The 13,507-nt window shown below is 47.8% G+C and carries 17 protein-coding genes; 8 read left to right on the top strand and 9 right to left on the bottom strand.

The window, feature by feature from the left end:
- Positions 1 to 131: 131 nt before the first annotated feature.
- From KW93_RS02310 to KW93_RS02295, 4 genes are read right to left on the bottom strand one after another with little or no spacing between them, the layout of a single operon-like run.
- The gene (locus KW93_RS02310; protein ID WP_033541346.1) at positions 132 to 509 is read right to left on the bottom strand and encodes a DUF423 domain-containing protein; all 378 of its coding nucleotides are present in this window, start codon (positions 507 to 509) and stop codon (positions 132 to 134) included.
- Between the two features lie 19 nt (positions 510 to 528).
- Complete coding sequence (locus KW93_RS02305; protein WP_033541345.1) at positions 529 to 789, bottom strand: YwdI family protein; 261 nt, start codon at positions 787 to 789, stop codon at positions 529 to 531.
- Positions 790 to 849: 60 nt separating this feature from the next.
- On the bottom strand, positions 850 to 1,524 hold the full coding sequence (locus KW93_RS02300; protein WP_033541344.1) for a uracil-DNA glycosylase: 675 nt from the start codon (positions 1,522 to 1,524) through the stop codon (positions 850 to 852).
- A gap of 12 nt (positions 1,525 to 1,536) precedes the next feature.
- Complete coding sequence (locus tag KW93_RS02295; protein WP_033541343.1) at positions 1,537 to 2,259, bottom strand: DUF4230 domain-containing protein; 723 nt, start codon at positions 2,257 to 2,259, stop codon at positions 1,537 to 1,539.
- A gap of 69 nt (positions 2,260 to 2,328) precedes the next feature.
- Here KW93_RS02295 and KW93_RS02290 point away from each other — a divergent pair, with 69 nt between their 5' ends.
- Together KW93_RS02290 and thiD are read left to right on the top strand one after the other, a co-directional pair.
- Positions 2,329 to 2,583 carry a hypothetical protein gene (locus tag KW93_RS02290; protein WP_033541342.1) on the top strand — a complete coding sequence of 85 codons (255 nt, stop codon included), beginning with the start codon at positions 2,329 to 2,331 and terminating at the stop codon, positions 2,581 to 2,583.
- A 63-nt stretch (positions 2,584 to 2,646) separates the two neighbouring features.
- Positions 2,647 to 3,480 carry a bifunctional hydroxymethylpyrimidine kinase/phosphomethylpyrimidine kinase gene (gene thiD, locus KW93_RS02285; protein ID WP_033541341.1) on the top strand — a complete coding sequence of 278 codons (834 nt, stop codon included), beginning with the start codon at positions 2,647 to 2,649 and terminating at the stop codon, positions 3,478 to 3,480.
- Positions 3,481 to 3,686: 206 nt separating this feature from the next.
- Here thiD and KW93_RS16755 read toward each other — a convergent pair whose 3' ends face one another.
- The gene (locus tag KW93_RS16755) at positions 3,687 to 4,514 is read right to left on the bottom strand and encodes a GNAT family N-acetyltransferase (protein WP_052131437.1); all 828 of its coding nucleotides are present in this window, start codon (positions 4,512 to 4,514) and stop codon (positions 3,687 to 3,689) included.
- 101 nt (positions 4,515 to 4,615) lie between these two features.
- On the opposite strand from KW93_RS16755, the gene KW93_RS02275 reads away from it, so the two are divergent.
- Both KW93_RS02275 and KW93_RS02270 read left to right on the top strand, forming a co-directional pair.
- A complete protein-coding gene (locus KW93_RS02275) occupies positions 4,616 to 4,939 on the top strand; it encodes a PadR family transcriptional regulator (RefSeq protein ID WP_033541340.1) in 324 nt (107 codons plus the stop codon).
- Positions 4,939 to 5,700 (top strand): HAAS domain-containing protein, encoded by a 762-nt coding sequence (locus KW93_RS02270; RefSeq protein WP_033541339.1) that lies wholly within the window; start codon positions 4,939 to 4,941, stop codon positions 5,698 to 5,700. Before KW93_RS02275 ends, KW93_RS02270 begins: the two co-directional genes overlap by 1 nt.
- Positions 5,701 to 5,710: 10 nt before the next feature.
- Here the strand turns inward: KW93_RS02270 and KW93_RS02265 are convergent, their stop codons facing one another.
- Both KW93_RS02265 and KW93_RS16865 read right to left on the bottom strand, forming a co-directional pair.
- Entirely contained in the window at positions 5,711 to 6,730 is a 1,020-nt protein-coding gene (locus KW93_RS02265; protein ID WP_033541338.1) for an ABC transporter permease, read from the bottom strand.
- The gene (locus KW93_RS16865; protein WP_152602408.1) at positions 6,731 to 7,594 is read right to left on the bottom strand and encodes an ABC transporter permease subunit; all 864 of its coding nucleotides are present in this window, start codon (positions 7,592 to 7,594) and stop codon (positions 6,731 to 6,733) included.
- Between the two features lie 139 nt (positions 7,595 to 7,733).
- Here KW93_RS16865 and KW93_RS02255 point away from each other — a divergent pair, with 139 nt between their 5' ends.
- The 3 genes from KW93_RS02255 to KW93_RS02245 all read left to right on the top strand — a co-directional run bounded on the left by KW93_RS02255 (position 7,734) and on the right by KW93_RS02245 (position 10,321).
- Entirely contained in the window at positions 7,734 to 8,084 is a 351-nt protein-coding gene (locus KW93_RS02255) for a YojF family protein (RefSeq protein ID WP_033541337.1), read from the top strand.
- Between the two features lie 12 nt (positions 8,085 to 8,096).
- A complete protein-coding gene (gene bshB2 / locus KW93_RS02250) occupies positions 8,097 to 8,786 on the top strand; it encodes a bacillithiol biosynthesis deacetylase BshB2 (protein WP_033541336.1) in 690 nt (229 codons plus the stop codon).
- A gap of 158 nt (positions 8,787 to 8,944) precedes the next feature.
- On the top strand, positions 8,945 to 10,321 hold the full coding sequence (locus tag KW93_RS02245; RefSeq protein ID WP_033541335.1) for a YjiH family protein: 1,377 nt from the start codon (positions 8,945 to 8,947) through the stop codon (positions 10,319 to 10,321).
- 58 nt (positions 10,322 to 10,379) lie between these two features.
- Here the strand turns inward: KW93_RS02245 and KW93_RS02240 are convergent, their stop codons facing one another.
- Complete coding sequence (locus tag KW93_RS02240; RefSeq protein WP_033541334.1) at positions 10,380 to 11,324, bottom strand: L-threonine 3-dehydrogenase; 945 nt, start codon at positions 11,322 to 11,324, stop codon at positions 10,380 to 10,382.
- Positions 11,325 to 11,543: 219 nt separating this feature from the next.
- Between KW93_RS02240 and KW93_RS02235 the strand changes: the two genes are divergently transcribed.
- The gene (locus KW93_RS02235) at positions 11,544 to 12,179 is read left to right on the top strand and encodes a hypothetical protein (RefSeq protein WP_033541333.1); all 636 of its coding nucleotides are present in this window, start codon (positions 11,544 to 11,546) and stop codon (positions 12,177 to 12,179) included.
- 39 nt (positions 12,180 to 12,218) lie between these two features.
- Here the strand turns inward: KW93_RS02235 and KW93_RS02230 are convergent, their stop codons facing one another.
- On the bottom strand, positions 12,219 to 13,409 hold the full coding sequence (locus KW93_RS02230; protein ID WP_033541332.1) for a glycine C-acetyltransferase: 1,191 nt from the start codon (positions 13,407 to 13,409) through the stop codon (positions 12,219 to 12,221).
- Positions 13,410 to 13,507 lie beyond the last annotated feature (98 nt).

Here is a 13,507-nt window from a genome sequence, read left to right as displayed (position 1 = left end):
GTTTTCCGCACCTCAGCAGCCAATTTCCGCACCTCAATCTCTCACGCAAACTTTTATGGATTTTATTAACAACCTAAAATGCCTTCAAAAAAGCTGTCCGCACCTTACTCGCGGACAGCTTTCTTTATTTCTTATAATGCCTTCATTGCAGCAATGATCAGCATAACCCAGCCAGCGATGAACGCGACGCCGCCAATTGGCGTGATGGCGCCGAGTATGCTGATGCCGGTCAGGCTCAGCACATACAGGCTGCCGGAGAAAATGATGATGCCGGCAAGCATCAGATAGCCTGCCCAGCTGAGTGACCCAAGTGAACCGATCAGCGTCGAGCTCATCAGAATACCTACGATGATCAGCCCGATGGAATGGAACATCTGGTATTGGACGGCCGTTTGCCATGTGTCCAGGTATTTATCGGCGACGCGCCCTTCAAGCATGTGCGCGCCGAATGCACCGAAAGCAACGCTGAGTAACGCGTTGACAGCTCCGGCAATCAAGAAAAATTGCATGGTCTATTCCTCTTTCCCTTTAAAATTCAAACAGTGAATCGCCGTTTGCACCGTCTTCTTCCAGCTTTTTCTCTGAAAGCACAGGCTGCGGCGCGGGGGATGCAGACAGCGGAATCGCGCGAGGCGCACGGGCACCCGGCTGCTGTTCACCTTCCAGCACCAGATCACAGAGTGCCCGGATGGCAGCCAGTGATTCGCGCATTTTCGCGGGATCCCCCGTACGCGCCAAGCGGGTATGCTTTTCGATTTCAGCAATCACCCGTTCATGTCCAACAGTCATCAAAAATCCCCCTTTCGTTTACCTCTCGTCCCTTAGTTTAACATGCCCTCACAGGCACCGTCAGTCCAAACAGAAATCAATCGGCGCTTCTCCGCGCTTCTGTAACAGGCTGTTCACTTTTGAATAAGGCTTGCTGCCGAAAAATCCGCGGCTCGCGCTCAGCGGACTCGGGTGCGGCGCTTCAATGACATCGTGCCGCTCCAGATTGATCAGTCCTTTTTTCATTTGGGCCGGTTTGCCCCATAACACAAAAATAACCGGCTCTTCCCGTTCAGAAAGTTTGCGGATAACTTCGTCCGTAAATGTTTCCCAGCCTTTATTGCGGTGTGAATTGGCTTCTCCCTGACGCACAGTCAAAACAGTATTGAGCATCATGACGCCCTGATCCGCCCATTTGGTCAATGTGCCGTGACCCAGAATTTCACAGCCAATGTCTTCCTTCATTTCCTTGAACATATTGCGCAGGCTCGGCGGAATCTTTACGCCTGGCTTGACGGAAAAGCTCAGACCGTGCGCCTGCCCCGGTCCATGGTAAGGGTCCTGTCCAAGAATGACCACTTTGACATCGTTATAGGCGGTATGTTCAAAAGCTGACCAGATTTCATCTTTCGGAGGATACACGGTTTCTATAGCGTACTGCTCTTTCAGAAATTCACGCAGTTTCAAATAATAAGGTTTGCCGAATTCTTCGCCGACCACTTCCTGCCAGTCGTTGGAGAAAATTTTCTTTGTCATCCCGACCACTCCTTAATCTTTAAACTCTACCGTTACATCATAGTCGACCAGCTGGAACATTTCCTCAACGGAGCGTGCCGCATTTCGCTCGGCCAATTCCAGCACACCCTGCCCCCGCGTTTCTTCCAGCATCATCTGACTGGCTTCATCCGCCAGTTCAAAGGCTTCCGGAAATTCCCGGCCGCCGCTCAGCAGTCCTTCATTGGAGTAAATCTCCACTTTGTCCATAAACAATTCCGGACCTCCGAGGAAATCGGCTTTCGGCAAGATAAGCGTCGCTGTTTTCGCTTCTTCATCGACTTCGATGTCTTCTTCCGTGATTTCAGAAAAATCGATGCCCGCCCGGACTGAGCCCGGAACCACGATCAGGAGCTCCCGTTTCGTGCCCGGCAGGTCGATGCCGATGTCTTTGCCGAATACTTTATTGTCTTCACGTTTGATGATGACTTTTGAATAGGCTTCCGCCGTCGATAATTCATTCAAATCCTGCATGCGCTCGAGGAAAGCACTTTTGCTTTCGGTTGCCGTGCTGCCCTGCTGCAGCATCCACCAGGTTCCGAGCGGCAAAGCAACAAGCAGCAGCATTGCCACGACGATCAATACAAGAAATGAATTGCGGAAGACGCCCATCATCACTTTCAGCGATTTCCAGAACCCGGATTCCTCGGTTCCCTGTCTGCCTTTTACTTCTTCCAATAAACGCTCGATTTCCGTCAGTTTCGGATCCTTCGCCAATTGACATCCCTCTTTCTATTTTTTTCATCGAATTTACGTGGTACGATATTTTATAAAGGAGCGATGCCCATGGCTGACTGGCTGGCAAAAATCAAAGCCGTTTCATCAACAAAAGGCGACAGTGCTCCCGAAAGCGCAAAACGCGCCGGAGTCGGCTGTCTGGCTGGTATAATTGCAATTGCTACCATTCTAACATTTCTTATCGCATTTGGTCTTTTCAGAAGCAGCCATTGGGTTATGGCAAGTTTCGCGCTAATATTCGCACTGATCGGCGCACTCACTTCAGTTCTTCTTCTGTGGCCTCAAAAGTCCTCTAGATTGTAAATGCAGGTCGTTTTGATAAAATAAAGGATAGTAAATATTCTATCCATATAAAGGAGATTTCTTATGTCACTCAAAAAAACCCTTACTATAGCAGGATCAGATACATCCGGCGGCGCCGGCATCCAGGCAGACCTTAAAACTTTCCAGGAGCACGGCACGTATGGCATGAACGCGCTGACGGTCATCGTTACGATGGATCCGAATAACAATTGGAGCCACGGAGTCCACCCGATTCCGGTTGATACTGTGAAGACACAAATGACGACCGCCTTTTCAACAGGCATTGATGCATTGAAGACGGGCATGCTGCCGACAGCGGAAATCATTCAGGCGGCCGGCGAAGCGATTGCTGCTTCCGGCATCAAAGATGTGGTGATCGACCCGGTCATGGCGTGCAAAGGGGAAGCTGAAGTCATGTTCCCGGAAAACGTTGATGCCATGATCAAGTATTTATTGCCGCACGCGAAAATTATAACCCCGAACCTTGTCGAAGCGGGAGAGCTGTCACGCCTCGGACGCATTTACACGGTGGAAGAGATGCAGGCTGCCGCTGAAAAGATCCATGCAAGCGGAGCTAAATTTGTCGTCATCAAAGGCGGCAAGCAATTGAAACATGAAAAAGCGGCGGACCTTTTGTATGATGGCGAAAAGCATTACCTGCTGACTGCTCCGAAAACGGAAACCAACTACAACCACGGAGCCGGCTGCACATTTGCCGCTGCCATCACGGCCAACATCGCAAACGGCCAGTCTGTAAAAGACGCTGTTTACAACGCGAAGATTTTTGTATCGGCTGCCATTGAGCACGGCTGGAAACTGAACCAGTACGTCGGTCCGGTCATGCACGGCGCCGCCAATAAATTCCCTAAACAGGAAGTGGAAGTAGTGGAACTGTAATTTCATCCAATGCTTGAATAAGAAAAGAGGACGCATTTTCCGCGTCCTCTTTTTTTATTGCTGCAATTTTTTCTTCATGAACACCTGCACTATATTTTTCTCGAATCCCAAACCCTTCAGAGCTTGATAAGTTACTGCACTAGCGGAAACCGGTACATTGACCGCCGTCCGGCTGATGGCATCTTCGAAGTTTCCAAAGACGCTATTCAGCAGCAGCCTTGTGACTGCTTCCCGCTCCTCTGCGTCCGGCGCAGTTTCCAATTGATACAATAAGTGCGGGAATGCTTTCCGTGTTCATCGTCCATTTTTCGGAACAATGCGTACCCGATCGCTGCATCTTCTTCACCGAATGCGATCAGGCCTTCCCCATCACGGACACTTTGCCATTGCGTCTGCCAGGGAAAATCGCCGCGGTAGAACGGCAAAGAACCAATTTCTTCCGGATCTTCCTGCTGAATTTTATATGGCGCTGAAACACCTGACTCCTTCTTCTCCACTTCCCCGTCCAATTTCATGAATTGAAGTTCATCCACTATTTCATAGCCAAGCTTCTCATATAATGCAATAGCTTTCTCATTACTTGAAATTGCTTCGAGCGTAGCCGTTTCAACATCCTGCTCTTTCAATATTTCCAGCGTCTTTTCCATCAGCTTCATGCCGACCCCTTTTTTCCGCCAGGCCGCTGCAACGCCAGTGCCGCCGTTCCAGCCGATTTTCCTGCCGCCCGAGTGCCTGATCCCGTTCAGCACCAGACCGACAGGCTGTTCGCCGTCAAAGGCAATCACTGACAAATCTCTCGACAACTCTTCCTGCTTCAGCCGTTTTTTGAATGCCTCCGGCGTGGTCGTCATATTGAAATGATATCCTTCAAATCCTTTATTCCATGCTTCCACTGCCTGTTCAATCGTACAGTCTGCTAATCTTCTGATTTGAATCATCTTTATTTCCCCTTTGCTCCAAGTGTTTGCATTATTTTTATTCGCTGCCAGTTCCATAAATCCCTGCAAAAGCTGAAGAACTAACTTGTTTAACAAAGTAGTTGACTCCTGTTTTTTTACATGCTATATTGTATTACAACCTAGCTGAGTATTACTCGAGTAACTTGTTATGCAATGTAGTTGAAAGGAGTGAAGCAATGTCATCCAGCCAAATGCTTAAAGGAATTCTCGATGGATGTTTGCTGGCCATCATCCAAAAAGGCGAAACCTACGGCTATGAAATGATTGAAAAGCTGGAGCTTTACGGATTCCGCATGGTCAGTGAAGGCAGCATCTATCCTGTCCTGCTCCGCCTGCAAAAAGAAGGATTCGTGAAATCGGTCATGAAGGAATCGCCGAGCGGGCCGAAACGGAAATATTACACACTCACTCCTGCAGGAGAACAGGAGTACCTGGAATTCAAGGAACGCTGGGACAGTTTGTCCCATTCAGTGAACCGACTTGTGAAGGAGGAAAAATAATGGTTTTGTCAAAAGACAGTCAGGAATTCATTGCCAATCTGAAATTGTATTTGATGACTTCCGGAAAAAAAGACAGCGAGATCAAAGAAATTGCAGAGGAACTGCGGGGACATCTCGAAGATGCGGAAAGCCGCGGCAAAAGTTTGGCTACCGTAACGGGAGGTTCGCCTGAAGCTTACATGAAAAATATAAGCAGTGAAATGGCAACTGATTTCTACGGCCTTATCAAGCTTATGCCAATGTTCATCCTTCTGGTGATCGCCTATTTTATAACAGGTTCTGCCGTCAGAGGAGACCTGAGTTTCTCGTTATTGAAACTGATTGCTTTTCCATTGATCGGAGGGGCAAGCATCGGCGCATATATTTTCGCGTTCCGGAAGATGGCATCGAAGAAATGGTCGAAGAAAAAGGAATTTACCATCTTCGTCAGTATTCAACTGATTACAGTGGGACTGATGTCTGCGGTACTGTTGCTTGATATCTTCTATTTCGAGCCGTTCTACACACCATCCAGAGAAGTGATGTGGATCATCGCCGCTATAGGGGTCATCATTTTCATCATCGGTGCCATCTGGTCAAAAACATGGATTACAGTCATCCTTCCTCTGTTTCTGTTTGGTCCTGATTTTATCATGAGTTTCATGCAAGTCGATGAAATGACAGGTTTATATGTAAATATGGGTGTCTTCGTCGGCGGTTTCATCCTTTTTATGTTGTACTTATTAATCCAGAACAAAAAACAAAACCCTCATCATTCATGAGGGTTTTGTTTTATTTTTCAGTTTCCGTCATTTCTTTTGCTTTCAGCCGCACCATTCCTTCACGCAGTTGTTCGCGGTTCCATTCAACCACAGAATCTTTCGCCGCAGCTATGCGCTTCTTTTTGACTTTCGGGTTTTTGGAGCGCAAATAGCCCTCCATCATCAGTGACACAGCGAAGATCCCCAAAGCAATAAAGAGAACCGGGGCAAGCGGAAGCCACGGAGCGCCCTGCAGATAACGGAACGTCGAACCAAATAATCCTGCCCATTCATAGGAAATCGACATCGGCGGATCGCCGAACATCGGATCGTAACTGACTTTTGTACCTCCGAGGAACAGATTCAGCAGCCCCAGATGGGCAAAAACGATAAACGTTTCCATCACCTGCTGACCGTAAAGCACCGCAATCTTTTCGCGCATCTGCGGATACAGATGCTTGCGAATAATACGGAAACGTCCGGCACCGAGCGTTTTCGCAGCCAGTATAAATTCCTTGTCCCGCAACAGGGCAGCTTCATTGGCGATCAAAACCGCCACAATCGGAACCGTCAAGAGCGCCATGATAACCACCTGCACACCGATGCGTTCCCAGATCGTCGTTGTAAATCCGTCCTGCGGCATCCACAGGACTGGCGTCAGCACAAACGCCGCAAATAATGTCAGCGGAATGTAATGCATCGAATCGGCAAGACTCGAAATCCATTTCCGGTGTTTATCGAGATACGTGCCGAGGATATAGCCAAGCGGCACCGCAATCAGCATCCGCAAAACACCTACCGCAAGCGCCGCAAGAATCGTGTATTTCGCACCGAGCATCAATTTGCCGAGCATGTCATAGCCATACTGGTCAGAACCGAGCGGAAATTGCCAATTCGGCGAAATCGGCGCACCTTCCACTGCCCTTCCGCCTTCCATTATGTAATAAACCTGACGGGGGACATTTCCCCAAATCCATTCATAGACGAAACTGCCGGCAAGAAAAAAGGCGAGAATGCTGAAGCCGATGACGAAATAAGGCTGTTTCCACATTTACACCGCCTCCTTTCCGCGCAGCCGGCGCACAAAATACCATTCGCCGAAACTGTAGAGGAAAAACATCGGCAGGAAAAAGCTGAAGACGGCGACAAGAAAGGCCAGTGGATACATATTGTCACTCAGGAACAGCATGATTCCCGGCAAATTAAACATCAATTCCAGGACAAACAGGTTCGACAGCATGAACCACATCGTCTTTTTGGATTGGAAAAAAACACTGATGACAGCGTTTCGGAACATATGCACAAGCACGATATAAACTTTTGAAAACCCCAGTGCCCGTGCAAGGTCCACATACATCTGCCGTTCTTCTTCCTGAAAAGTCAGCATCGCAAGCCGGTACAGCTCAATGGTCGGCAGTATCGCCAAACACAGCACTGGCAGCCAATAAATGCGGTCGTCTCCAATCGCCGCAATTTTTGAAATCAGGACGCCTGTTTGTTTAAAGAACATAACGACCGCCAGTTGTGCCAGCATGATGATCAGAAGGTCCGGAATTGATTCTAGAAAATAAAGTGCCATTTTCACCCGTTCCCGCGCTCTGTCCGACAGCAGCATTGTAACGATAGTCAGAATCAGCGACACGGCCACAGCCAGAAGCAGTGCGAGAAACAGAATTACGAGCGAGTAAATTATGTACTCAAAGATATTAGGAAATAATGGGACGAACTGCTGGATCCTGTTATTGAAAAATGCGATTTCACCCAGTGGCCATAATTCCTGCAAGCTAGCTCCGATCGAGTCGAAATAGACTCGCCATCTCCACTCTCCCACCAGCCATCCGGTAATTAACAGGGGCAGGCTGCTCGCAAGAATAATCCCTGCGACTGCTATAAAAAAATTCAATATTAACTTCATATGCCCCATCCTCTTTGTTGGAAAATTCTCTCTTGGCCTATTTTATCATTATTTCGGGACCCGCAAAGCTTGTTAATCGCAATCTTTGTATTTTTTCCCTATACTGATAAGATACGATTCGTTTGAGGAGGATTTTACCGTGGAATTAGTCGAAGTGAAGAAATTGCAGGTCCAATTGGATGCATTCGCCGGGAAAGATGTTTATCTTCACCTGGAAACCACGAATGGGTCCTATGCCAGCCATTTCAATGAAGCATTTTTTAACGCCGGAGCTTTCATCCGCAATGTGGTGATCAATTATGAATTGGGCAAAGTGGTCGGCGACAGCCCGCACCGTGTCGGCTTAAAGCTGCCGCATGGCTGGGTTTACGCGCAAGGCATCACCCATTATGAAATGGACGATCATGGCCGCTTATTGCTTGCGGGCCATGACGGAACAGGAAAACTGGCGGTGGCGCTGCAGATCAGCGAAACACCATTCAGTTATTAAGGGGGAGTAAAAATGACGATACCAAAAGAACGGCATGTACTGGTCGTGTTCCCTCACCCGGACGATGAAGCGTTCGGTGTGTCCGGTACAATGACCACTCATATCAAACAAGGGACGCCGGTTACATATGCCTGCCTGACACTGGGTGAAATGGGCAGAAATTTAGGCAACCCGCCATTTGCAACACGCGAGTCACTGCCTGAAATCCGCAAAAAAGAGTTGATCGCTTCCGCTGAAGCAATCGGCCTGACTGATCTCCGGATGATGGGGCTGCGCGATAAAACGATAGAATTTGAAGATGATGAGAAAATGGTCGGTATGATGACTTCTTTAATAGAAGAACTCGATCCTTCACTCATCATTACGTTCTATCCGAAATTCGCTGTCCACCCGGACCATGAAGCGACAGCCCGCGCGGTAGTGCGTGCGGTGCGGCGGATGGAAAATCGTCCGAAACTGCACTGCGTCGCTTTCGCCAATAATACGCTTGATGTGCTTGGAAGCCCGGATATTGTCCATGACATTACACCTGTCCGGGACAATAAAATGGCTTCCATGAAAGCGCACATTTCCCAGACCGCCTGGATGCTTGCAGAAATGGAGCATAAACTGGCACAGGGCGACCCTGAAACTGAAAACTGGCTGACGAAAGAACGCTTCTATAACTACCGCTGGGAAGATGATTTTGAAGAAACATTCTAAAAGTTGAGCGCCCCTATTATCTTAATTGAAAATAGGGGTGTTTTTTGTTCCGTTTTCAGATAATATTAACTATATTACTGGCAGTATTCTTTGGGGGAAGATGCTGTATAATAAGTAATCAGAATGTGTATTTATGCACAAAGAAAAGGGGAAAAAAGATGAATAAGAAAAAGTTTTCTGCATCGACATGGCTCTTATTTTTAATTCCATCATTATTGGGCATCCTGCTGTTCCTGACTCCGATTCCCATACCAAATGCTGAGACAGGCGAAACCGAATGGATGGTTACCGTTGCTGTACTCGCGAACTGGCTGGCTGGGAATATCGAATCTGTCGTTCCGTGGATCATGCTCGCCATTTTAACGATCGCCGCTATCGGATCATTGGTGTACATAACGAAAAAGCCAAACAAAAGCGACGATGTTCCGTTTTTCGATAAACTGTTCAACGTCAGTCTGTTCTGGACGATTACACGTGTTCTCGCTGCCGTTTTCGCTTTTATGGTTCTCTTCCAGGTAGGACCGGAAGCGGTTTGGAACGAAAATACAGGCGGCCTCCTTCTTTCAGGTGACGGATTATTGTCCTTCCTGTTCACGATTTTCCTGTTTGCGGGTCTCCTGCTGCCTTTACTCATGAATTTCGGACTTCTTGAATTTTTCAGTTCTCTAATGGTGAAAATCATGCGTCCCCTGTTCCGCCTTCCTGGCCGCTCTTCAGTGGATGCACTGGCTTCATGGGTCGGTGATGGAACTATCGGCGTGCTTTTGACAAGCAAGCAATACGAAGACAATAAATATACACAGCGTGAAGCTGCAATCATCGGGACGACGTTCTCCGTCGTATCGATTACATTCGCCATCGTGGTAATAACTGAAGTTGACTTAGGAGGTTACTTCCTCCCTTACTATGGTACTGTAATTCTTGCTGGTATAATTCTGGCTTTGATCATGCCGCGTATTTATCCTTTAGCGCAAAAGCCAACCACGTATATGGACGGCAGTTCACAGGAATCGCAATCAGAAGAGGTTCCGAAAGGATATAATGCAGCTTCTCACGGTCTGGAACTCGCTCTTCAAAAAGCGAACCGCAACCGTTCAGTAACAGAGTTCTTCAAAGACGGATTCAAAAACGTCCTGGATATGTGGATCGGTGTTGCACCGGTTGTAATGGCGTTCGGGACGATCGCTTTGATTCTTGCCGAATATACACAAATCTTCGCGATTCTTGGTACACCTTTTGTGCCATACCTGAACCTGCTTGGCATTCCAGAAGCAGCGGATGCGGCCCAATTGATGGTCATCGGCTTTGCAGATATGTTCCTTCCGGCTATTCTTGGTGCTGGACTTGAATCCGAGATGACACGTTTCGTCGTTGCCACAATGTCCGTCACTCAGCTGATTTATCTTTCCGAAGTCGGCGGCATCCTTCTTGGATCGAAAATCCCGGTCAACATTTTCGACCTGATCGTTATTTTCCTTCTCCGCACAATCATCGCATTGCCGATCATTGCCGGAGTTGCACATCTTCTATTCTAATAAAAGAGAAAATGCCATCCGCGGTTGCGGATGGCATTTTGTATGTCGCTTTTCTTTCTCAAGCATTTTGAAGTTTTGCCTTTAGTTTTTCCAGCATATCAGCTGTCATGGCATCAAGATCATATTCTGCCTTAAAGCCCCATTCCTTTTTCGCAGCTGCTGCATCAATGCTGTCCGGCCAGCTGTCGGCGATTGCCTGGCGAACCGGGTCCACATCGTAAGCCATTTGGAAATTTGGAATATGCTTGCGGATTGAAGCCGCAATCTGCTCTGGTTCAAAGCTCATGGCCGTCACGTTGAAAGCATTGCGGTGTTCAAGTTTAGCGGAATCCGCTTCCATCAGATCCACGATTGCCTGAAGCGCGTCCGGCATATACATCATATCCATATAAGTCCCTTGATCGATATAGGATGTGTAGCTTCCCTGCTCCAATGCTTTATAGTAAATATCAACCGCATAATCCGTCGTGCCCCCGCCGGGCTGTGCCACATAGGAAATCAACCCAGGGAAACGGACGCCGCGCGTATCTACGCCGAATTTCTGCCAGTAATAATCGCAAAGCAGTTCACCCGCGACTTTATTGACTCCGTACATGGTCGTCGGGCGCTGCAGGGTGTCCTGCGGAGTATTCGTCTTCGGTGTCGATGGACCAAAAGCTCCGATTGAACTCGGTGTGAAAAACTGCATACCCAGTTCGCGGGACGCTTCAAGTGCATTGACAAGGCCGCCCATATTCAAATTCCATGCAAGCAGCGGTTTTTCTTCTGCAGTGGCAGACAGCAGCGCCGCCATATGCATCATCGTATCTGCGCCGAAATCTTTCGCCAGCTCATGCATTTTTTTCGCATCCGTGACATCCAGAATTTCAAATGGTCCACTCGTATCTTCTGACGGGCGGATATCTGTTGCCAGCACATTGTCAGCGCCGTAAATCCCCCGAAGTTTGCCGGTAAGTTCAGAACCGATCTGCCCCAAAGCACCGGTGATCATAATGCGTTTCATTTTATAAACTCCTCTCGAATAAAACATATGTCCTCTGTAAAAACACAAAAAAGTAAACTAAAACATTGATATGACAGCGTTTCCTATATCGACATTATAAGTTGTTCTCTTTGAAAACACAATGACTTTCAAAATGGGTGCAGTCTGCAAGTTTTGATATACTGGTAGAAAGCCTTTCTGAATTTGAAATGGCCATTCCGGTTCTTATGGAGGTTGACTATGAATATTCTGCGGATGCTGCCGATTTTTTTCATTGGGATGGCTGTCACGGCCCTTCTGTTGTCCTATAACATACCGAGTTGGCTTGTGTTTCTCATTGTCATCACTTTTTACCTGGTGGCAATGGCATTGCCGAACATTTATATCGTTTACTATTCCAATTCGCTTCGTGGTATTGAACGCTACATCAAACGCAATCGCCATAAAGCGATTTTCTCTTTTCCTTTCGCGCTCGGTCACGGAAATGATGAAGACGTTGAAAACGCCATTAACCGGATACTCGAATCACATAAACAGCCCGAGATGCAGGCCGCTTACCGGACACTGCTGGCAATACACCGGGGCCTCCCCCATATTGCAGTGCAGCATGCAGAGACGATTGAACGCGACCCTATGCGAAGTTATTATCTTGCATACGCCGCTGCAGCCGCCGGTGATTTCCAGCGGGCAGAAGCTTTGAATGAACACATCAGCGAACCGTGGATGAATTATTCCATTAAGGCAATGATCGCCCATGAAAAGAATGATTCCAGCTTCCGGTCTTTGGCGGACAAAAGTGTGGAGGCTGCCCGCGGTGTGCAAAAATATACGCTGCTGAAAAGTTTCAGCCGCATGACTGGAACAGGTCCAGCCTAAAAATCGCTCCGACGGCAGTGGCCGTCGGAGCGATTTATGTTACTTGATGATACCAAGCTCTTTGCCGACTTTTTCATAAGTGGCGATTGCCTGATCCAGCATTTCTTTTGTATGGGCAGCAGTTGGCATATTGCGTACGCGCCCTGTGCCTTTTGGAACTGTCGGGAAGACGATCGATTTTGCGTAGACGCCTTCTTCAAACAGGCGTTTCGAAAATTCCTGTGCCGCTTTTTCTTCGCCAATGATGCATGGAGTGATCGGTGTCTCTGATTCTCCAATATCAAAGCCTAAGTCTTTCAGGCCTTTTTTCAGGTAATCTCCGTTTTCCCAAAGCTTATCATGTAATTCTGTTGAATCGATGATCATCTGGACCGCTGCAGTAATTGCCGCAACATCTCCCGGTGTAACCGCTGTGGAGAACAGGAACGGACGCGAACGGACTTTCAGCCAGTCGATGAGATTTTGCTTGCCGGCTACATAACCGCCGACAACGCCGACCGCTTTCGAAAGTGTCCCCATTTGCATATCGACTTCTTTTTCAAGGCCGAAATGTTTCACGGTTCCTTTACCTTTACCGGTAACGCCTGAACCGTGTGCATCGTCGACATACGTGATCAAGTCGAATTCTTTTGCGATTTCAACGATTTCCGGAAGTTTTGCTATGTCGCCGTCCATCGAGAAGACGCCGTCCGTGATGACCATTACTTTATTGTACAAGCCTGATTCAGTCGCTTCTTTCGCTTTTGCGCGAAGGTCTTCCATATCAGAGTGCTTATAGGCGATGATTTTCGCTTTTGACAGGCGGCAGCCGTCGATGATGGAGGCGTGGTTCAGCTGATCCGACAGAATTGCATCATTCTTGTCCATGACAGCGGAAATTGCCGCCATGTTGCAGTTAAAGCCTGATTGATAAGACAAAGCCGCTTCAGTGCCTTTGAATTCAGCCAGTTTTTCTTCAAGTTTCACATGAAGATCGAGTGTACCGTTGATTGTGCGGACTGCACCGGCGCCGACACCGTATTTATCGATCGCATCTTTGGCGATTTTTTTCAGGTCCTCGTTCGTCGCAAGCCCCAGATAGTTGTTGGAAGACAAGTTGATCAGGTCTTTTCCGCGCACCTGGATGATTGGTCCGTTGGGTCCTTCTACCGGATCGATTTCATTATATAAACCTTGCTCTTTCAATTCGTCTAGGTTTTCGTTCAGGAAAGCATCTAATTTTTTTGACAATGGAATCTTCCTTTCATTTACGTAATTGCTCTACATTCCTATCATAACGCAATTTCGTACAAAAAGAAAAAAGCGGGCCGCGGCCCGCTTTTCATCAG

Source organism: Planococcus sp. CAU13 (assembly GCF_000775575.1).
Taxonomy (GTDB): domain Bacteria; phylum Bacillota; class Bacilli; order Bacillales_A; family Planococcaceae; genus Planococcus.
This window is presented reverse-complemented; position numbering and strand designations above follow the sequence as displayed.